Source organism: Massilia sp. X63, assembly GCF_041023745.1.
In the GTDB taxonomy this organism is placed as follows: Bacteria; Pseudomonadota; Gammaproteobacteria; order Burkholderiales; family Burkholderiaceae_D; genus Telluria.
On record NZ_JBFTEF010000014.1, the window covers coordinates 56,005 to 73,925 of the forward strand.

The 17,921-nt window shown below is 64.1% G+C and carries 20 protein-coding genes; 8 read left to right on the forward strand and 12 right to left on the reverse strand.

What is annotated here, in order from left to right; genetic code table 11:
* Positions 1 to 343 precede the first annotated feature (343 nt).
* On the forward strand, positions 344 to 928 hold the full coding sequence (gene phaP, locus AB3347_RS21635; RefSeq protein ID WP_369093784.1) for a TIGR01841 family phasin: 585 nt from the start codon (positions 344 to 346) through the stop codon (positions 926 to 928).
* Positions 929 to 986: 58 nt separating this feature from the next.
* Here phaP and AB3347_RS21640 read toward each other — a convergent pair whose 3' ends face one another.
* The 6 genes from AB3347_RS21640 to AB3347_RS21665 all read right to left on the reverse strand — a co-directional run bounded on the left by AB3347_RS21640 (position 987) and on the right by AB3347_RS21665 (position 6,244).
* Complete coding sequence (locus AB3347_RS21640) at positions 987 to 1,709, reverse strand: ABC transporter ATP-binding protein (protein WP_369093785.1); 723 nt, start codon at positions 1,707 to 1,709, stop codon at positions 987 to 989.
* Positions 1,706 to 2,476 carry an ABC transporter ATP-binding protein gene (locus AB3347_RS21645; RefSeq protein WP_369093786.1) on the reverse strand — a complete coding sequence of 257 codons (771 nt, stop codon included), beginning with the start codon at positions 2,474 to 2,476 and terminating at the stop codon, positions 1,706 to 1,708. The genes AB3347_RS21640 and AB3347_RS21645 overlap by 4 nt, the downstream gene beginning before the upstream one ends.
* Positions 2,473 to 3,693, reverse strand: a complete 1,221-nt coding sequence (locus AB3347_RS21650; RefSeq protein ID WP_369093787.1) for an ABC transporter ATP-binding protein — start codon at positions 3,691 to 3,693, stop codon at positions 2,473 to 2,475. The genes AB3347_RS21645 and AB3347_RS21650 overlap by 4 nt, the downstream gene beginning before the upstream one ends.
* A gap of 19 nt (positions 3,694 to 3,712) precedes the next feature.
* Entirely contained in the window at positions 3,713 to 4,642 is a 930-nt protein-coding gene (locus tag AB3347_RS21655; RefSeq protein WP_369093788.1) for a branched-chain amino acid ABC transporter permease, read from the reverse strand.
* 196 nt (positions 4,643 to 4,838) lie between these two features.
* The gene (ispH, locus tag AB3347_RS21660) at positions 4,839 to 5,780 is read right to left on the reverse strand and encodes a 4-hydroxy-3-methylbut-2-enyl diphosphate reductase (RefSeq protein WP_369093789.1); all 942 of its coding nucleotides are present in this window, start codon (positions 5,778 to 5,780) and stop codon (positions 4,839 to 4,841) included.
* A gap of 14 nt (positions 5,781 to 5,794) precedes the next feature.
* Positions 5,795 to 6,244 carry a peptidylprolyl isomerase gene (locus AB3347_RS21665; protein WP_369093790.1) on the reverse strand — a complete coding sequence of 150 codons (450 nt, stop codon included), beginning with the start codon at positions 6,242 to 6,244 and terminating at the stop codon, positions 5,795 to 5,797.
* Between the two features lie 104 nt (positions 6,245 to 6,348).
* Here AB3347_RS21665 and radC point away from each other — a divergent pair, with 104 nt between their 5' ends.
* A complete protein-coding gene (radC, locus tag AB3347_RS21670) occupies positions 6,349 to 7,020 on the forward strand; it encodes a DNA repair protein RadC (RefSeq protein ID WP_369093791.1) in 672 nt (223 codons plus the stop codon).
* 24 nt (positions 7,021 to 7,044) lie between these two features.
* Here radC and AB3347_RS21675 read toward each other — a convergent pair whose 3' ends face one another.
* Entirely contained in the window at positions 7,045 to 7,485 is a 441-nt protein-coding gene (locus tag AB3347_RS21675; RefSeq protein WP_369093792.1) for a hypothetical protein, read from the reverse strand.
* Positions 7,486 to 7,801: 316 nt separating this feature from the next.
* Between AB3347_RS21675 and rpmB the strand changes: the two genes are divergently transcribed.
* The 3 genes from rpmB to AB3347_RS21690 all read left to right on the forward strand — a co-directional run bounded on the left by rpmB (position 7,802) and on the right by AB3347_RS21690 (position 9,138).
* On the forward strand, positions 7,802 to 8,038 hold the full coding sequence (gene rpmB, locus AB3347_RS21680) for a 50S ribosomal protein L28 (protein WP_026354825.1): 237 nt from the start codon (positions 7,802 to 7,804) through the stop codon (positions 8,036 to 8,038).
* 13 nt (positions 8,039 to 8,051) lie between these two features.
* A complete protein-coding gene (rpmG, locus tag AB3347_RS21685; RefSeq protein WP_005665735.1) occupies positions 8,052 to 8,219 on the forward strand; it encodes a 50S ribosomal protein L33 in 168 nt (55 codons plus the stop codon).
* A 181-nt stretch (positions 8,220 to 8,400) separates the two neighbouring features.
* Positions 8,401 to 9,138, forward strand: coding sequence for a hypothetical protein (locus tag AB3347_RS21690; RefSeq protein WP_369093793.1), 738 nt, complete (start codon positions 8,401 to 8,403; stop codon positions 9,136 to 9,138).
* Positions 9,139 to 9,221: 83 nt separating this feature from the next.
* Here AB3347_RS21690 and AB3347_RS21695 read toward each other — a convergent pair whose 3' ends face one another.
* The 5 genes from AB3347_RS21695 to AB3347_RS21715 all read right to left on the reverse strand — a co-directional run bounded on the left by AB3347_RS21695 (position 9,222) and on the right by AB3347_RS21715 (position 14,315).
* Positions 9,222 to 10,436 carry a fatty acid desaturase gene (locus AB3347_RS21695; protein WP_369093794.1) on the reverse strand — a complete coding sequence of 405 codons (1,215 nt, stop codon included), beginning with the start codon at positions 10,434 to 10,436 and terminating at the stop codon, positions 9,222 to 9,224.
* Between the two features lie 117 nt (positions 10,437 to 10,553).
* A complete protein-coding gene (locus AB3347_RS21700) occupies positions 10,554 to 11,873 on the reverse strand; it encodes a mechanosensitive ion channel family protein (protein ID WP_369093795.1) in 1,320 nt (439 codons plus the stop codon).
* Between the two features lie 9 nt (positions 11,874 to 11,882).
* On the reverse strand, positions 11,883 to 13,190 hold the full coding sequence (locus AB3347_RS21705; protein WP_369093796.1) for an RsmB/NOP family class I SAM-dependent RNA methyltransferase: 1,308 nt from the start codon (positions 13,188 to 13,190) through the stop codon (positions 11,883 to 11,885).
* A gap of 28 nt (positions 13,191 to 13,218) precedes the next feature.
* Complete coding sequence (gene purN, locus AB3347_RS21710) at positions 13,219 to 13,836, reverse strand: phosphoribosylglycinamide formyltransferase (RefSeq protein WP_369093797.1); 618 nt, start codon at positions 13,834 to 13,836, stop codon at positions 13,219 to 13,221.
* A 71-nt stretch (positions 13,837 to 13,907) separates the two neighbouring features.
* The gene (locus tag AB3347_RS21715; protein WP_369093854.1) at positions 13,908 to 14,315 is read right to left on the reverse strand and encodes a barstar family protein; all 408 of its coding nucleotides are present in this window, start codon (positions 14,313 to 14,315) and stop codon (positions 13,908 to 13,910) included.
* A 400-nt stretch (positions 14,316 to 14,715) separates the two neighbouring features.
* Between AB3347_RS21715 and AB3347_RS21720 the strand changes: the two genes are divergently transcribed.
* From AB3347_RS21720 to AB3347_RS21730, 3 genes are all read left to right on the forward strand, one after another.
* Complete coding sequence (locus AB3347_RS21720) at positions 14,716 to 15,222, forward strand: glycine zipper 2TM domain-containing protein (protein ID WP_369093798.1); 507 nt, start codon at positions 14,716 to 14,718, stop codon at positions 15,220 to 15,222.
* A 78-nt stretch (positions 15,223 to 15,300) separates the two neighbouring features.
* Complete coding sequence (locus AB3347_RS21725; protein ID WP_369093799.1) at positions 15,301 to 16,083, forward strand: spermidine synthase; 783 nt, start codon at positions 15,301 to 15,303, stop codon at positions 16,081 to 16,083.
* Between the two features lie 25 nt (positions 16,084 to 16,108).
* On the forward strand, positions 16,109 to 17,917 hold the full coding sequence (locus AB3347_RS21730) for a GspE/PulE family protein (protein WP_369093800.1): 1,809 nt from the start codon (positions 16,109 to 16,111) through the stop codon (positions 17,915 to 17,917).
* The last annotated feature ends 4 nt before the right edge of the window (positions 17,918 to 17,921 follow it).

Here is a 17,921-nt window from a genome sequence, read left to right on the forward strand (position 1 = left end):
GCACAGCAGCTGGTAATGACAATCGGGCACAGTTGAGCGAAGGACAAGCGGCTAGTCTAGCACGCCGGCGCGCCCAGCCTGGCTCGACGGCCACGCCCCCATTTTGTTGCGTTAAATCAAACAATAAACCTCGAAATTTCTTGCTAACAATGAATTCCAGAAATTTATGCACACTTCATGGTGCAGCGCGTCAAATCTGCTTGACTCGTTCCACGACATGGTTGAAAATTCGCCCTGTTGCGGTGCACAAAAAAGAGTTTCGTAGAGTCTGACGAAGAAAACCCTGCCTCACCGGTCCAAGCAACATTTCATCCACTAAACGTATTTAAATTTGGAGAATCACATGTTTGCAATTCCTGAGCAGTTCTCGAATGCTACCAAAGCCAACCTGGAATCGCAGTTCGCGCTCCTGTCCTCGCTGACCGCCAAGACCTTCGAAGGCATGGAAAAGCTGGTCGACCTGAACATCAGCACGGCCCGCAGCACCCTGGAAGAATCGTCGAACGTGGCCCGTCAGCTGCTGAGCGCCAAGGACCCACAGGAATTCTTCGCGGTCACCGCCTCGCAAGCCCAGCCGACCGCCGAGAAAGCCCTGTCGTACAACCGCCAGCTGGCCGCCATCGCCACCGGCACCGGCGCCGAGTTCTCGAAGGCCGCAGAAAGCCAGATCGTCGAAACCAACCGCAAAGTCATCGCCTTGGTCGACGAAGTGAGCAAGAACGCCCCGGCCGGTTCGGAAAGCTTCGTTGCCGCCGTCAAGACCGTGATCAGCAACGCCAACGCCGGCTACGAGCAGTTCAGCAAGACCAGCAAGCAGGCTGCCGAAGCGATCGAAAACAACGTCAACGCCGCGGTGAGCCAGTTTTCGGCGACTGCTCGCAAGGCTAGCGCCAACGCAACTGCTGCGACCCAGACCGCTGCCGCCTAAGCTGCGACGCGTCAAGTAGAAAAGCCGGGACTTGTCCCGGCTTTTTTGTTTTTCCGCTCTATTCGCCGAGGTAGGCCGCCTGCACCCGCGGATCGTCCAGCATCTGCGCCGCGTCGCCCGTCATGGTCAGGCTGCCCGACTCCATCACGTACGCGCGGTGCGCCGCCTGCAGCGCCAGCCGGGCGTTCTGCTCCACCAGCAGGATCGTGATCCCCTGCCGCGAGACGTCGCGGATCACCTCGAAGATCTTCTCGACCATGATCGGCGCCAGGCCCATCGAGGGCTCGTCCAGCAGCAGTAGCAACGGGTGGCACATCAGCGCGCGCGCCATCGCCAGCATTTGCTGCTCGCCGCCCGACAGCGTGCCCGCCAGCTGGGCCGAGCGCTCCTTCAGGCGCGGAAACACCGCGTACCACTTCTCGATGTCCGCCGCGATGCCTGCCTTGTCGTCACGCGTGTAGGCGCCCATCAGGAGGTTCTCGTGGATCGTCATGCGGGTGAACACGCCCCGCCCTTCCGGCACCATGGCCAGCTTCTGCTGCACCATGCGGAAGGAACGGGCGCCGCGCAGGGGCTGGCCCAGGTAGCTGATCTCGCCTTCGACCTTGCATGGCGGCAGGGTGCCGGTGATGGCCTTCAGGGTGGTGGTCTTGCCGGCGCCGTTGGCGCCGATCAGGGTCACCAGCTCGCCCTTGTTCACTTCCAGGTCGAGGCCCTTGACGGCCTTGATGCCGCCATAGGCGACCTTCAGGCCGGCGATTCTCAGGATGTTGTCGGTCATTGATGCGCTCCGCCGAGGTAGGCCTTGATCACGGCCTCGTTCTTCTGGATCTCGGCCGGCAGCCCTTCCGCGATCTGCTTGCCGTATTCGAGCACCGTGATGCGGTCGCACAGGCCCATCATCAGCTTGACGTCGTGCTCGATCAGCAGCACGGTCTTGCCTTCGTTCTTGATTTTCACGAGCAGCTCGCGCAGGGCCAGCTTCTCGGTGGCGTTCATGCCGGCCGCCGGTTCGTCCAGCGCCAGCAGCTGCGGATCGGTGGCGAGCGCGCGTGCGATCTCCAGGCGGCGCTGGTCGCCGTAGGACAGGTACTTGGCGGTGCGGTTGGCGTACTGGCCGATGCCGACGAAGTCCAGCAGTTCCTGGGCGCGCCGGCGGATCGCCGCTTCCTCGTCGCGCGCCGCCTTGTGGCGCAGGATCGCGCCGAGCACGCCCTGGCGGGTGCGCACGTGGCGCCCCACCATCACGTTCTCGAGCGCGCTCATCTCGCCGAACAGGCGGATGTTCTGGAAGGTGCGCGCGATACCGGCCCTGGCCACCTCGTGCGGGGCCGACGGCGAATACGGCTTGCCGGCCAGTTCGAAACGGCCGCTGTCCGGCTGGTACAGGCCGGTGATCACGTTGAAGAAGGTGGTCTTGCCGGCGCCGTTCGGACCGATCAGGCCGTAGATCTGGCCGCGCTCGATGCGGATGCCGACGTCGGTCAGGGCTTGCAGGCCGCCGAAGCGCTTGTTCACGCCGGAGATATCGAGAAGGATCTCGCTCATGCCCTGGCTCCTTCTTCGTCGCTGGCCTCGTCATGGGCCAGGGCGGCGTTCGGCCGCTCCTCCCGGTTCGGCGACGGCCACAGGCCGGCCGGATTGAACAGCATGATCAGCACCAGTGCCAGGCCGTACAGCAGCTGGCGCAGCACCTCGGCCTCGATCACGACGGTGCCGAACAGGGCCTGCTGCGCCGGCTCCACCACGTGGCGCAGCACTTCCGGCAGCGCCGCCAGCAGCACGCCGCCCAGCACCACGCCCGGGATGTGGCCGATCCCGCCCAGCACCACCATCGCCAGCACGGCAACCGACTCCGTCAGCGAGAACGATTCCGGCGACACGAAGCCCTGGAAGGCGCCGAACATGGCGCCGGCCACGCCGCCGAAGGACGCGCCCATGGCGAAGGCCAGCAGCTTGACGTTGCGGGTATTGATGCCCATGGCCTTGGCCGCGATCTCGTCTTCGCGGATCGCCACCCAGGCGCGGCCCAGGCGCGAGTGCTGCAGGCGCGAGGTGATGAAGATGGTGGCGATGGTGAGAAACAGGAAAAGGAAGTAGTAGGCGTTCACCGAGGGCATCGAGAAGCCGCCGATGTGCACCGTGGCCTGCGAGCCCGCCTCGCCTGCCAGCGACACCCCGAACACGCGGATCGGGTCGATCATGTTGATCCCCTGCGGCCCGTTGGTGAAGTTGATCGGGTCGTTCAGGTTGTTCATGAAGATGCGGATGATCTCGCCGAAGCCGAGCGTCACGATGGCGAGGTAGTCGCCGCGCAGCTTCAGGGTCGGCGCGCCCAGCAGCGCGCCGAACAGGGCCGCCACCAGGGCCGCCAGCGGCACGATCGCCCAGACCGACAGGTGGATGCCGTTCTGCTGGATCTCGGGCCCGAAGAAGGCCACCAGGGCCTCGCCCAGCGCCGGCGAATAGTAGATCACCGATTCGAGCAGCGCGGCGAACTGCGGCGAGGCGAACAGGCCGACCAGGTAGGCGCCCACCGCGAAGAAGGCGATGTAGCCCAGGTCGAGCAGGCCGGCGAAGCCGACCACGATGTTCAGGCCCAGCGCCAGCATGATGTACAGCAGCGCGATGTCGATGATGCGCACCCATGAGTTGCCGAACTGGGAGGCCACGAAGGGGAAGACCAGCATCAATGCGAGCACGGCCGCCATGCTGATGGTGGCCTGGCGCGGCTTGTGCTGGAGGTCGAAAGTCAGGAGTGCCATGGTGTCGGTTCTCCTGCGGTCAGGCGCGGTCGGCCACGCGTTCGCCCATGATGCCGGACGGGCGCAGGGTCAGCACCAGGATCAGCACGACGAAGGCGAAAATATCCTGGTAGTGGCTGCCCAGGAAACCGCCGGTGAGGTCGCCGATGTAGCCGGCGCCGAGCGCTTCGATGATGCCCAGCAGGATGCCGCCGATCATGGCGCCGTAGATGTTGCCGATCCCGCCCAGCACGGCGGCGCAGAAGGCCTTCAGGCCCGGCAGCATGCCCATGGTGAAGGTGACCGTCGCGTAGTTGGCGCCCCACATCACGCCCGCCACCGCGGCCAGCACGGCGCCGATGGCGAAGGTGGCGACGATCACGCGGTTTGCATCCACGCCCATCAGGCCGGCCACGCGCGGGTTCTCGGCCACGGCGCGCATCGCGCGGCCCATGCGGGTGCGCTCGACCAGCAGCACCAGGCCGATCATCGCCACGGCGGCCAGCACCAGCAGTAGGATCTGGGTCGGCGAGATCAGGGCGCCCATGATCTCGACCGGCTCCGGCGACAGCAGCTGCGGGAACGGCAGCGGGCTGCGGCCCCAGATCATCATGGCGAAGGTCTGCAGCAGGATCGACACGCCGATCGCGGTGATCAGCGGCGCCAGGCGCGGCGCATCGCGCAGGCGGCGGTAGGCGACGCGCTCGATCAGGATGTTGACCAGCACCGCCACCGGGATCGCGCCGATGATGGCGATCGCCAGCTGCACGTAGCCCGGCAGGCCGGGGATGCAGGCTTCCAGCAGCTTGAGGATGCTCAGGCCGATCATCGCGCCGATCATCAGCACGTCGCCGTGGGCGAAGTTGATCAGGTTGAGCACCCCGTAGACCATCGTGTAGCCGAGGGCGACCAGGGCATACATGCTGCCCATCACCAGGCCATTGAGGAGTTGTTGGATGAATGTTTCCATCGTGCGTGTTCGCTCTTTCCGCTCTGTCGCGCTGTTACTTACCGCCCAAGAAAAACGGCACTCCGGGTAGCCCCGCAGTGCCGTTCATGGCCTGGCGTTCATGTTCCGATTGCCGCCATCATAACTTGGCAAATGGAAAACTTATACTGGAAAACAGCTCAGTTGGCCAAATTAGCTTTCTTGTAAAGACGGCGAATCAGGCCGCTTTGGCCCCGTCCAGGCCTTTCGGCAACGGGAACACCACGTTCTCTTCGACGCCCTCGAGCGCACGCACGCTGGCCGCGCCCAGTTCCTTCAGGCGGTCGATCACGGCCTGCACCAGCACTTCCGGCGCCGAGGCGCCGGCCGTCACGCCGATGCGCTTCTTGCCGGCGATCCATTGCGGGTCGATCTTGTCGGCATTGTCGACCATGTAGGCCGGGGTCCCCATCTTTTCCGCCACTTCGCGCAGGCGGTTCGAGTTCGAGCTGTTCGGGCTGCCGACCACGACCACGACTTCGACCTGCGGCGCCATGAACTTGACCGCTTCCTGGCGGTTGGTGGTGGCGTAGCAGATGTCGCCCTTCTTCGGCTCGATGATGTTCGGGAAACGCTGCTTCAAGGCGGCGATGATGTCGGCGGTGTCGTCCACCGACAGCGTGGTCTGCGAGACGTAGGCCAGCTGGTCCGGGTTGTTGACTTGCAGCGTGGCGACGTCGCCCACCGTCTCGACCAGGTGCATGCCTTCTTCGGCCTGGCCCATGGTGCCTTCGACTTCCGGGTGGCCGTCGTGGCCGATCATGACGATCTCGCAGCCCTGCTTGCGCATCTTGGCCACTTCCACGTGGACCTTGGTCACCAGCGGGCAGGTAGCGTCGAAAATGGTCAGGCCGCGCGCCTCGGCCTCCAGACGTACGGCCTTGGAGACGCCGTGGGCCGAGAACACCAGGGTATTGCCGGCCGGTACATCCTCGAGTTCCTCGATGAAGATCGCGCCCTTGTTGCGCAGGTCTTCCACCACGTAGGCGTTGTGCACGATTTCGTGACGCACGTAGATCGGGGCGCCGAACTGGCGCAGGGCGCGCTCGACGATCTCGATGGCGCGGTCCACGCCGGCGCAGAAGCCGCGCGGCTGGGCAAGCAGAATTTCGTTTTCCATGAAGGTTTCCTGTTTTACAGAACCGAAATCAGTTTCACTTCGAATTGCAGGGCCTGGCCGGCCAGCGGGTGGTTGAAGTCGAACAGCGCCGTGGTCTCGCGCATTTCCAGCAGCACGCCGGCGAAGCGCCCGCCCTTGGGCGCGTTGAATTCGATCAGCTCGCCCACCTTGTAGTCGGCGTCCGGCACCGAATTCTCTTCCAGCGTCGCCTTCGACACCGGTTGGATCAGGTCGGGGTTGCGCGCGCCGAAAGCTTCGTCGGCAGTCAGCTGGAAGGTCTGGTGCGCGCCTTCGGGCAGGCCGATCAGGCGCGCCTCGAGGAAGGGTGCCAATTGGCCCTGGCCCAGCAGCAAGGTGGCCGGCGTGCCGTTAAAGGTAGTGATGAGATCAGTACCGTCGGCGGTGGCAAGCCGATAATGCAGGGTCAGGTAGGACGATTCGTTGACGACTGGTGCGTTGGACATGTTCGTTTGTGGTGGCAGGCAGCCTGTTGCAGGCAAACCGCTATTGTAAGCCACGCCCGCCTCTCACGCCCTGACGCGTCCCTTTTTATGGCAAGGATCAGACAATGAGAATCACCGATTGGCCGGAAGAGCAACGCCCGCGCGAACGGCTGCTGCGCGGCGGACCCGCAGTGCTGTCGGATACGGAACTGCTGGCGATCTTCCTGCGCGTGGGCGTTGCAGGAAAAAGCGCGGTGGCGCTGGCGCGCGACATGCTCGACCATTTCGGCTCGCTGCATCGGCTCTTGCATGCCAGTTCGAGCGAATTCGGTGCGCTGCACGGGCTCGGTCCGGCCAAGTATGCGCAGTTGCAGGCGGCGGTCGAGCTGACCCGGCGTGCCGTGGCCGAGGATTTCGAACGCAAGGCGCTCTGTTCGCCGGAGGCCGTGCGCGCTTACCTGCGCCACCAGTTCGCGCTGCAGGCCCACGAATCCTTCGTCGTGCTCTTCGTCGACGTCAAGAACCGCCTGATCAACTATGAAGAAATGTTCCGCGGGACGCTCACCCACACCAGCGTCTACCCGCGCGAGGTGGTCAAGGCGGCGCTGCGCCGCAATGCCGCCGCGGTGATCCTGGCGCACAACCACCCTTCCGGCGTGGCCGAGCCCAGCGAGGCCGACCTGCGCCTGACTGCGGCGCTGGCCCAGGCGCTGGCCCTGGTCGATATCCGCGTGCTCGACCACTTCGTGGTGGCCGGCACGCAGGTGCATTCCTTCGCCGAGCATGGCCAGCTGTAAGCCGGCCAAGGGCCTCAGGCACTTTTACTTGCCGAGCACTTCCTCGACCTTCTTCTTGTCCACGAACTGGACATAGGCGCTGATCGACTCGGCCACGGACGGATTGGAGGTCAGCTCCATCATCGCGACCTCGCCCAGCGACTTGAACGAGGCCAGCATGCTGGGGCCGCCTTCCTGCGCGGCGGCACGCGTCTGCGCGGTGCAGTTCACGGTCAGCAGGCGCGTCACCAGGTCGGCCATCTGCTTGTTGGTCTCGGTGCGCACGGACTCGTTGATCGAGGCCATGCTGCGGATTTCCGGATGGGCCGACATCGACACGAAGATCCAGCGCGCCAGGTCCTTGCGGTCCTTGCCGCTGGTGTTGTCCTTCAAACAGTTACCCAGTGCATCCGAGGCGGGACTCGCCATGGCGGCGTGCGGCGACAGGATGGCAAGGCTGAGCAGGAGGGTGGCGAGTATGCGCATGGAATACCTATGTTCTGGGTGGAAGAGTTAAGGGCAAACCGCTTGACTCTAGCATGCGTATCCAGAGGGCAACAAGGCGGAATGTCCCTGCCGGAGCGCATTTTTCCGCCGTTTGTTGCAGAGCTATCACAAGGGAGATCGGGGGTCGGTAGGCCGTAAACCGGCATCAAAACAAGGAGATAGTCAGCTCATCCTGAATTGTGAAATTTGTGAACTAGAATAAGACACAATTGTTTTTCGCAAGTGATTGATTTGCCGTCAGTTTTCACGCTATACTCTCGTTTTTCCAAATCTGGATATTCTTAAGGAGTGCACTATGGCACGTGTCTGCCAAGTTACCGGCAAGGGAGTGATGGTTGGCAACAACGTCTCCCACGCTAACAACAAAACCAAGCGTCGTTTCCTGCCGAACCTGCAGAACCGCCGCATCTTCGTGGAATCGGAAAACCGCTGGGTCTCCCTGCGTCTGTCCAACGCCGGTCTGCGTGTGATCGACAAGCTCGGCATCGACGCCGTGCTGGCCGACATGCGTGCCCGTGGCGAAAAAGTTTAATTAGGGAGCTATCATGGCAAAAACTGGCCGCGACAAAATCAAGCTGGAATCGACCGCAGGTACCGGTCACTTCTACACCACCACCAAGAACAAGCGCACCATGCCGGCGAAGATGGAAATCACCAAATTCGACCCGAAGGCACGCAAGCACGTGATCTACAAGGAAACCAAGATCAAGTAATACGATCTTGTTCCGCGAAAAAGCCGCCCGTTTCGACGTGCGGCTTTTTTTTGCGCGCGTGTATGGGAAGGCGTGGAATACAACACCGGCTTGAGCGCACGCAGCGCGCCGCAAGTGCATATGTTGCGCTTTCCGCTCGGCCGTGAAAGCATAGGGCGTTGTCGACTTCACCACGACCACCATGCGTTCCTTGTCGAACCTGCTTGCCGCTGCCTGCGCGCTGTGCGCCATGGCGGCGCACGCCCAGACGCCCGCCGCACCGCCTGGCGCGCTCCCGACCGTCGAGGTCAAGGCTGCGCGCACGCGCCTGCTGCCCTACAAGGACCTGTTCTATCCGATGGCCAAGGCGGTGCAGACGAGCCTGGCCGGCCGCGCCGCGCTGGCCGTCCAGCTGCGCCCGGCCCGGCCCGGCGTGCGCACCGACGACCTGTCCGTCTGGCTCGAGGGCGGCGGCGAAGCGCTGCCGGTGCATGCGAACGAACATGGCCTGTACATCGTGCCCGTGGCCGACCGGATCGCGCAGCAGGAAGGCAGTTTTTCGATCAACAAGAACCCATCCGACCTGCGCGCCAACCTGGTCCTGATCCCTACCCTGCCGCTTGAGGCCTGGACCATCGGCGAAGTACGACGCCTGCTGCACGACGTGCACGCGGCCCTCGATCCACTGGTCCCCTGGCATCTCCGCCTGCTGATGTGGGCCTCGATGCGCAAGCTCGGGGTGTGGGTGTGCAGCCTGTCGCCGAGCGCCCATGTCGACGTCGTCGACGACGGCCGCCTGCTGGCCAGCTACCCGACCAGCGAGCCGATGCGCAACCACGCGAACTCTCCAGTCTATTGCCACCGCTTTACGGGCAACGAAGACTTCGATCCGCGCGCCCGGCTGGTGCTGCCGGAAGATGCGCAGGTGCTGCTGATCTAGCCCGGGCGCGCAAGCGGTCACCGAATAAAAAAACGGCTCCCGCAGGAGCCGTCTTGCCATGGGCAGGATGCCGCCGGTGCCGCTTATGCGTAGCTGCGCAGGCGCAGCGAGAAGTCCTGCAGCGACTTGATGCCCGAGGCCTCGGCGCGCGCGCACCAGTCCTGCAGCTGGTGCAGCAGCTGGTCGCGGGTCGAGTGCGAACGTTCCCAGATGGCGCCCAGTTCCACGCGCATCTGGTGCATGGTTTCCAGCGCCTTGCTGTGCTGGAACAGCTCGACCAGCTGCTGCTTGTGCGAGGCTTCCAGCTTGGCCGGCTCGCGCTGCATCAGCTTGCGCGAGCTCTTCAGGAAGCGTGCTTCCAGCTCGGCCTTGTGCTTCAGGTGCTCGAATTCCTCGCGGAACGCATGACGCACCGACTTGGCGTACTTGGCCATCACGTCGTAGCGGTTGGCGATTACCGACTGCAGGGTGTCGAGGTCGGCGACCATCTTGTCCTTGGCGAACTTCGGCGCCGGCGCGACCTTCTTGACCTTTGCCAGGCGCAGGGTTTCCAGGATGCGGATATAGCCCCAGCCCAGGTCGAACTCGTACCACTTGCTCGACAGCTTGGCCGAGGTGGCGAAGGTGTGGTGGTTGTTGTGCAGTTCCTCGCCACCGATCAGGATGCCCAGCGGGAAGATGTTGGTGGCCGCATCGCTGCAGTCGTAATTGCGGTAGCCCCAGTAGTGGCCGATGCCGTTGATGATGCCGGCGGCGGTGATCGGGATCCACATCATCTGCACGGCCCAGACCGAGATGCCGACGATGCCGAACAGCGCGACGTTAATGAACAGCATCAGCACCACGCCCATGGCGCTGTGCTTGGTGTACAGGTTGCGCTCGATCCAGTCGTCCGGGGTGCCGTGGCCGTACTTCTCCATCGTTTCCTTGACCTTGCTCTCGGCACGGTACAGCTCGGCGCCTTCGAACAGCACCTTGCGGATGCCGCGGGTCTGCGGGCTGTGCGGATCTTCTTCGGTATCGCACTTGGCGTGGTGCTTGCGGTGGATCGACGCCCATTCCTTGGTCACCTGGCCGGTGGTCAACCACAGCCAGAAGCGGAAGAAGTGGCTCGGAATGGCGTGCAGCTCCAGCGCGCGGTGCGCCTGGTGGCGGTGCAGGTAGATCGTTACGGCGGCGATCGTGATATGGGTCAGCACCAGGGTGGCGATGACGATCTGCCAGGCGGTGAAGTCGAGCAGGCCGGTCGACAGGAAAGTCAGCACGGCTTGCACGGGTTCGCTACTAAAGAAATTCATTCAGTCTCCATGGATATCGCGTCGGCGCGCCACAGCGTCGCGGCGGCCTGCAACCCTACATTTTACGCGGTTCCACTGCCATGCGGCACGCTTTAGAACCTTGATGCATGCCTTATTTCAAGGAGCAGTCGGGGTTCGCGCCACAAGCGATGTAATGTGGGCATCGAGCAGCCGCGTATCCATGGACGGATGGCCAAGTTTGATCTCGCCGGACTGGACCAAGGCATAAATCTTCTTGTTCACGTCGGAGATCGGCCCGCCCTGCCCGTTTTCGGGATCGCCCAGCCAGAAGCCGACTTCGAGCTCGTAGCCGTCATGCGTAAACGCATTCAGCAGCACGTTCGGCGCCGGCTGCTCCAGCACCCGGGGCACCCCGCGCGGCTGGGCTTCCAGCAGCGGCATCACGACCGACAGGTCGCTGTCGTAGGACACCGTCAGTTTCGTTACCGCACGCACGTTGCGGTTGGTCGAGGACTGGTTCAGCACCACGCCGGTGATCAGCATTTCGTTCGGCAACAGGGTCTGGGTGCCGTCGGCGCTGCGCAGCACCGTATAGCGCGTGTTGATGCGCGCCACCTTGCCCGAATATTTATCCAAGGTAATGGGATCGCCGATCGTCAGGCTGCGCTCCAGCAGGATGATGAAACCGGACACGTAATTACTGGCAATGCGTTGCATGCCGAGACCGAGGCCGACACCGAGCGCGCCGCCGAAGACCGACAGCACGGTGAGGTCGAGGCCGGCCAGCGACAGGCTGAACAGCACCGCGACGAGGATCAGCACCGCCCGGCTCATGCGCGCCAGCACGACCTTGATCGAGCTGTGCATGCGCTCGACCTTCATCAGGCGCTCTTCCAGCGCCGCGCCGGCCCACAGCGCCAGCATCATCAGGACCACGATCGAGACCACGCCTTCGACCAGGTCCGCCAGCGACAGCCTGTGCTTGCCGATCGGCAGCACGGTGCGCTCGAAGAAGCGGATCACGTCCGGCAGCACGCCGGTGATGTGCAGGGCCACGCCAAGCCAGACCACCAGCGCGAAGATCTTCTCGAAGGTCTGCAGCGCCTCGCCCAGCTGCCCGTGCCGCGCGAACACGCGGCGCAGCAGGTAGAAGAAGGTGCGGATCACCGCCAGCGAGGACGACAGCGGCACCGCGATGTCCAGCAGGTGGACGCTCTGGTATCGCGCCATCACGGCGCGCGTCGCCACCAGCAGGCCCAGGATCAGCAGCTGGGGCAGCACGCGGCTGAAGCTGGCCATCCCGAAGCCGATCAGGCCGCGGGCCTGCTCCTGGTGGCTTGCCAGCCAGGAACGGTGCAACAGCCGCGCCAGGCCCCAGCCGACCGCGATGCACACGACGATGGCCAGCGCCTGCCAGAGGATGACAGGCTTGTTGATATCGCCGAGCAGGTCGGCCAGCAGTTGCTGGAGCGGCATGTGTCGGCGTTATTCCTCGGTGTCGACCACTTCCGGCTCGTCGGCCGGGGCTGGCTTGGCCTTGGCTTTGCGCTCCATGACGGCCGCGAAGAAGCCATCGGTCTGGTGCTTGTGCGGCAGCATCTTGAGGTACTGGTCCATCTCGAGCGGGATCTTCTGCTCGGCCAGCACCTTGCTCATCGGCACCAGTTCAAAGTCCGGGTGGGTGGACAGGAACTGCTCCACGATCACGTCGTTCTCTTCGTTCAACAGGCTGCAGGTGGCGTACACCAGGCGGCCGCCGGCCTTGACCAGGCGCGCGGCGCCGTCCAGGATCGAAGCCTGCTTTTCCTGCATCTCAGCAATGGCGTCGGGGCGCTGGCGCCACTTGACGTCCGGGTTGCGGCGCAGGGTGCCCAGGCCGGAGCAAGGGGCGTCGACCAGCACGCGGTCGATCTTGCCGGCCAGGCGCTTGATCTTGGCGTCGCGCTCGTGCGCGATCAGTTGCGGATGCACGTTCGACAGGCCGCTGCGCGCCATGCGCGGCTTCAGCTTGGCCAGGCGCTTTTCCGACACGTCGAAGGCGTACAGGCGGCCGGTGTTGCGCATGGCCGCACCCAGCGCCAGGGTCTTGCCGCCGGCGCCGGCGCAGAAGTCCACCACCATTTCGCCGCGGCGCGCGCCAAGGATCTGGGCCAGCACCTGGCTGCCCTCGTCCTGCACTTCGATCGCGCCTTCCTTGAACAGCGGCAGGTTCTGCAGCGCCGGCTTCTTCTGGATGCGCAGGCCCAGCGGGGCATACGGCATCGGTTCGGCCACGATCGGCGCCTTGGCCAGTTCGGCGACGACGTCGTCGCGGTTGGCCTTGATGGAATTGACGCGCAGGTCGAGCGGCGCCGGCGTGTTCAGCACGGCCGCCAGCTCGAGCGCCTCGGTTTCGCCGAATTGCGCCACCAGCTTCTCGTACAGCCAGGCCGGCAGGTTGGCCTGCATCTGCGGCGGCAGCAGCTTGCGGTCGACTTCCTTGACGCGGGTAAGCAGGTTGGTTTCGTCTTCGCTCAGGCCGCCCAGGGCGTCGATGCCGACGGTCTCGGCCAGGCCCAGCAGGGCCAGCTTGCGCATCGAGGGCGTGTTGCCGGAGCCGGCGAAGTCGGTATAGAAGGATTTATTGCGCAGGACGGCGTACACCGCCTCGGCAATGACGCCGCGCTCGCGGCCGCCGAAACGCGGGTGGTCCTTGAAGTAGCGCGACAGGGTGACGTCGGCGGGCGACATAAAGCGCAGGATCTCGCGCAATACTTCTTCGGTATTGCCGATGATCGCTGGAGGCAATCTCATGGTGTTCCTTAAATTAAATTCTTGTGGTTTAGGCGGCCGCGCGCTCAAGTATGCGCACGTCGCCATTGTCAATACTGAGCCTGTCTTCGACGAACAGGCGCACCGCATACGGGTAGAGCTTGTGTTCCTCGACGAGCACGCGGGCCGACAGCGTGTCTTCGGTGTCGCCAGGCAGCACCGGCACGCGTGCCTGCGCCACGATCGGACCGTGATCCAGCTCGGCCGTGACGAAATGGACGGTGGCGCCGTGTTCCTTCTCGCCGGCATCGATGGCCTGCTGGTGCGTGCCCAGGCCCGGGAACAGCGGCAGCAGCGACGGATGGATGTTCAGCAGGCGACCGGCATAGTGCTCGACGAAAGGCGCGGTCAGGATGCGCATGAAGCCGGCGAGCACGACCAGGTCGGGCGCAAAGCGGTCGATCGTTTCCTGCAGCGCCGCGTCGAACTCGGCGCGGGTGGCGTATTCCTTGTTCGCCACCACCGCCGTCGGGATGCCGCGGGCGCTGGCGAATTCCAGGCCCTTGGCTTCCGGCTTGTTGCTGATGACGGCCGCGATGCGGGCCGGCCAGCCTTCGGCCTCGGCTGCGCGCACGACCGCTTCCATGTTGCTGCCGCGGCCGGAAATGAGGATCACGATATTTTTCATACCCCGCATTGTACCGTATCGCCGGCGGGCAACCGCAGCGGGCGGGGGCATGGCAGCCGCGTCGGGCCGGCTTATGCCGGAATGGCGAAGGAGTAGAATACCCGGAATGGGACTTTCTTCTCGGCCCAGAATTCGGCGGCGTCGCGGAACACGTCGAGCAGGTTCTCGCGCGCTTCCTTGTCGAATTTCTGTGCACTCGGCAGTTGCTCGAGCACGACGAGGAAGCCCGGCTGGGGACCGGCCTCGGCCACGGTCTCGGTCAGGCACTTGCGCAGTGCGTCGAAATTCTTGCTGCAGGGCTTGGGGAAATAAAAGTTTTCGCCGATGCGGGCGCACACCTGCTGCTTCGTCAGGGTATTGGCACAATGCGCATACAGGAAGTGATGACCCAGGCGCGCAGCCTCCTGCTGCAGCTCGGCGACGCGGAAGGCGCGGATCGACTGCACAAGATTGGGCGGCACTCTCATCAACAAACTCATTTTTTCCTCAAGTTGACCAGGTCGGTATGATGCGGCGCTCGGTACGCCACGCGTCTCGACGGTTGGCATCCGCCGCATGCTGTTCTCCCCCGCTGTCGTTTCCACGCGCAAATAAGACCCTGATTTGTGTAAGGGTAACGTTTTGTGGTATTGGAAGCAACCCAAATGTGATTCACGGAATCCCATTTGTAAGAAATGGTATGTGCAGATATGCATAACTTGCACGCGCGTCCACCGCGCCGCCATTCTGGCGGCGATGGATGGATGCTTGCGAGGCTGTTACATTTTGTTGCCACAGGGATTCGGCGGAGCAGGACGGATCGGATTACCATAGGAGTTAGGGAAGTCCGGTCGGTTCCCCCAGACCAGACCCGTCGATGTGTCCAAAACGAGGTAGAACATGAACTTTCAAGCCAAACTGATCATTGCCGCCATGGGTCTTGCCGCACTGCCGCTGGCCCAGGCCCAGGATTTCGAAGACTTCGGCCGCGTGGTGCGTGTGCAGCCGCGCGTGGAACAGATTCGCATGCCGCGCCAGGAATGCCGCACCGACTACGTGCAAGTGCCGGTGGAGCAGCAACGCGGCGCCGGCGGCGGCATCGTGGGCGGCATCGTCGGCGGCCTGCTCGGCAACCAGGTCGGCAGCGGTAACGGCCGCGTCGCGGCAACCGCGGCCGGCGCCATCGCCGGCGCCATGATCGGCGACCGCGCGGAAAACAACAACCGCCCGCAAGGCGTGCAGGAACAGGCGGTGCGCCAGTGCCGCACCGTCGAGGCCTACGAAACGCGCACCAACGGCTACGACGTCACCTACGAATACCGCGGCCAGTCCTACACCACCCTGATGAACCGCGATCCGGGCAACCGCGTGCGCCTGCGCGTGTCGGTCCAGCCGATCGACTACTGATCGTTCCGATCCGGGTTCCCGTGCTTGCGCAGCGGGAACCCCTCCCCCGATAATAGGGCGATTCAACCAGGTTGCCCTATGCTCATCAAACGCAAATCCATCGAACAGGCCGAATCCTCGCGCCGTCCCGCGCGCAAGCCCAAGTTCGCCCCCGTCACCCTGTCCGAACAGGACGGCGTCCGCTATCTCCATTTCGGCACCGAGTGGGTGCAGGGCGCGATGCGCATCCGCAAGCCCGACTGGCCGGAGCTCGAATACGCCCAGCAGATGATGGCCTGGATGCTGTTCATCGAGTCGCCGCGCGCCATCGCCCAGCTGGGCCTGGGCGCCGCCACCCTGACCAAATTCTGCTACCGCCAGTTTCCGGAGGCGCGCGTCACCGCCGTGGAACTGAACGCATCCGTGATCGCCATCTGCGCCTCGATGTTCAAGCTGCCGCCCGCAGACGAACGCCTGCAGGTGCTGGAGATGGACGCGATGGATTTCGTCCTCGATCCCGCCAACCACGACGCCTTCGACGTGCTGCAGTGCGACCTGTACGACGCCACCGCGCGCGGCCCGGTGCTCGACACGCCGGAGTTCTACCAGGCCTGCAACGCCTGCCTGGCGGAGGGCGGCATCATGACCGTCAACCTGTTCGGCGACCACCCGAGCTTCGCCAAGAACCTCAAGGCCATGAAATTCGCTTTCGCGCACGTGATCTGCCTGCCGGAAGTCCACGAAGGCAATGTGGTGGCGCTGTGCTTCAAGAACCGTCCGCAACTGGACAAGGAAGCGCTGGCGGCACGCGCGGCGCAGATCGTGGCGGCAACCAAGCTGCCGGCCAAGTCCTGGGTCAAGGGTATCCTGGCCGCCAACTGAAGCATCTGTCAATCAGGAGTCGCACGTGAACACACATGCCGTCCCCGCCACGTCGAAAGCGGCGCGCCTGCGGGCGCTCGACCTGCAGTCGATCTTTTCCTGGCTGCTGGCGGACGGCATCGTCACCAAAGAGAACGTCAAGGCGCAGTTCGCGCAGGCGCAGGGCATCCTGAAGAGCGCAGCCGGGTCGATGCATCCGCTGACCGCCGTGGCCCAGTGCAAGCTGGTGTCCAGCCAGCCGCCCCACCGGCTGCTGACGCTTGACGCGCTGACCGAATGGTGCGCCACCAAGGTCGGCCTGCCCTTCGTCCGCATCGACCCGCTGAAAATCGACTTCACCAAGGTGGCGGACGTGATGTCGGCCAGCTACGCCGCGCGCTTCAACATCCTGCCGGTGGAAATGAGCGCCTCGACGCTGCTGGTGGCGACCGCCGATCCGGCCAATGTGGAGTGGGAGGCGGAGATCGCCAAGCTCTCGCGCCGCAAGATCGAACTGGTGCTCGCCAATCCGCTCGACATCGCCCAGTACATCTCCCAATTCTTCAGCCTGGCCAAATCGATCCGCGACGCCAACCGCCACACCGGGCAAGACCTGGCGATGCGGAACAACTTCGAGCAGCTGGTCGAACTGGGCAAATCGAACAAGCAGTTCGACGCCAACGACCAGCACATCGTCAACATCGTCGACTGGCTGTGGAGCTACGCCTTCGAACAGCGCGCCTCGGACATTCACCTGGAGCCGAAGCGCGAATTCGCCGTGATCCGCTTCCGCATCGACGGCGTGCTACACCCGGTCTACCAGGTGCCGGCGGTGGTGATGATCGCCATGACTGCGCGCATCAAGCTGCTGGGACGCATGGACGTGATCGAAAAGCGCCGCCCGCAGGACGGCCGCATCAAGACGCGCACGGCAAGCGGCCAGGAAGTCGAACTGCGCCTGTCGACGCTGCCGACGGCCTTCGGCGAAAAGCTCGTCATGCGGATCTTCGATCCCGAGGTGGTGGTCAAGACGCTGCCGGAACTCGGCTTTCCTCCCGCCGACGCGGCGCGCTGGGACGCGCTGACCAAACGCCCGCACGGGATCATCCTCGTCACCGGCCCGACCGGCTCGGGCAAGACCACCACGCTGTACACGACCCTGAAAGCACTGGCGACCAGCGAGGTCAATGTGTGCACGGTCGAGGATCCGATCGAGATGGTCGAAGCCTCGTTCAACCAGATGCAGGTGCAGCCGGGAATCGACCTGTCGTTTGCCGATGGCGTGCGCGCACTGATGCGCCAGGATCCGGACATCATCATGGTGGGCGAGATCCGCGATCTGCAGACGGCCGAGATGGCGATCCAGGCGGCGCTGACGGGGCACCTGGTGTTCTCGACCCTGCATACGAACGATGCGCCGGCCGCGGTGGTGCGCCTGCTGGAACTGGGCGTGCCGGACTATCTGCTCGAAGCCACCCTGATCGGCGTGATGGCGCAGCGGCTGGTGCGCACGCTCTGCCCGGAGTGCAAGGCGCCCGGCGGGGAACTGAGCGACGAAGTGTGGCAGGGCATTGGCGGCGCATGGAATATTCCCAAGCCAGCCACGGTGTATCGTCCGATTGGCTGCCCGGAGTGCCGGCAGACCGGCTATCGCGGCCGCACCGGCATCTATGAACTGCTGACCGTGAGCGACGGCTTTGCGCGCGTGGTGCGCGAATCGGGCGAGATCCAGCAGCTGCGCCAGCAGAGCGTGGCGGACGGCATGAAGCCGCTGCGCATCGCCGGGGCGATGAAGGTCGTGGAGGGCGTGACCACGGCGGACGAGGTGCTCAAGGTGACCGCGGCGCTGGTGTGATGCG

Bases quoted from the DNA above. Each gene is read 5' to 3' on its own strand.
- phaP (WP_369093784.1), top strand. From the start codon at position 344: ATGTTTGCAATTCCTGAGCAGTTCTCGAATGCTACCAAAGCCAACCTG.
- AB3347_RS21640 (WP_369093785.1), bottom strand. From the start codon at position 1,709: ATGACCGACAACATCCTGAGAATCGCCGGCCTGAAGGTCGCCTATGGC.
- AB3347_RS21645 (WP_369093786.1), bottom strand. From the start codon at position 2,476: ATGAGCGAGATCCTTCTCGATATCTCCGGCGTGAACAAGCGCTTCGGC.
- AB3347_RS21650 (WP_369093787.1), bottom strand. From the start codon at position 3,693: ATGGCACTCCTGACTTTCGACCTCCAGCACAAGCCGCGCCAGGCCACC.
- AB3347_RS21655 (WP_369093788.1), bottom strand. From the start codon at position 4,642: ATGGAAACATTCATCCAACAACTCCTCAATGGCCTGGTGATGGGCAGC.
- ispH (WP_369093789.1), bottom strand. From the start codon at position 5,780: ATGGAAAACGAAATTCTGCTTGCCCAGCCGCGCGGCTTCTGCGCCGGC.
- AB3347_RS21665 (WP_369093790.1), bottom strand. From the start codon at position 6,244: ATGTCCAACGCACCAGTCGTCAACGAATCGTCCTACCTGACCCTGCAT.
- radC (WP_369093791.1), top strand. From the start codon at position 6,349: ATGAGAATCACCGATTGGCCGGAAGAGCAACGCCCGCGCGAACGGCTG.
- AB3347_RS21675 (WP_369093792.1), bottom strand. From the start codon at position 7,485: ATGCGCATACTCGCCACCCTCCTGCTCAGCCTTGCCATCCTGTCGCCG.
- rpmB (WP_026354825.1), top strand. From the start codon at position 7,802: ATGGCACGTGTCTGCCAAGTTACCGGCAAGGGAGTGATGGTTGGCAAC.
- rpmG (WP_005665735.1), top strand. From the start codon at position 8,052: ATGGCAAAAACTGGCCGCGACAAAATCAAGCTGGAATCGACCGCAGGT.
- AB3347_RS21690 (WP_369093793.1), top strand. From the start codon at position 8,401: ATGCGTTCCTTGTCGAACCTGCTTGCCGCTGCCTGCGCGCTGTGCGCC.
- AB3347_RS21695 (WP_369093794.1), bottom strand. From the start codon at position 10,436: ATGAATTTCTTTAGTAGCGAACCCGTGCAAGCCGTGCTGACTTTCCTG.
- AB3347_RS21700 (WP_369093795.1), bottom strand. From the start codon at position 11,873: ATGCCGCTCCAGCAACTGCTGGCCGACCTGCTCGGCGATATCAACAAG.
- AB3347_RS21705 (WP_369093796.1), bottom strand. From the start codon at position 13,190: ATGAGATTGCCTCCAGCGATCATCGGCAATACCGAAGAAGTATTGCGC.
- purN (WP_369093797.1), bottom strand. From the start codon at position 13,836: ATGAAAAATATCGTGATCCTCATTTCCGGCCGCGGCAGCAACATGGAA.
- AB3347_RS21715 (WP_369093854.1), bottom strand. From the start codon at position 14,315: ATGAGTTTGTTGATGAGAGTGCCGCCCAATCTTGTGCAGTCGATCCGC.
- AB3347_RS21720 (WP_369093798.1), top strand. From the start codon at position 14,716: ATGAACTTTCAAGCCAAACTGATCATTGCCGCCATGGGTCTTGCCGCA.
- AB3347_RS21725 (WP_369093799.1), top strand. From the start codon at position 15,301: ATGCTCATCAAACGCAAATCCATCGAACAGGCCGAATCCTCGCGCCGT.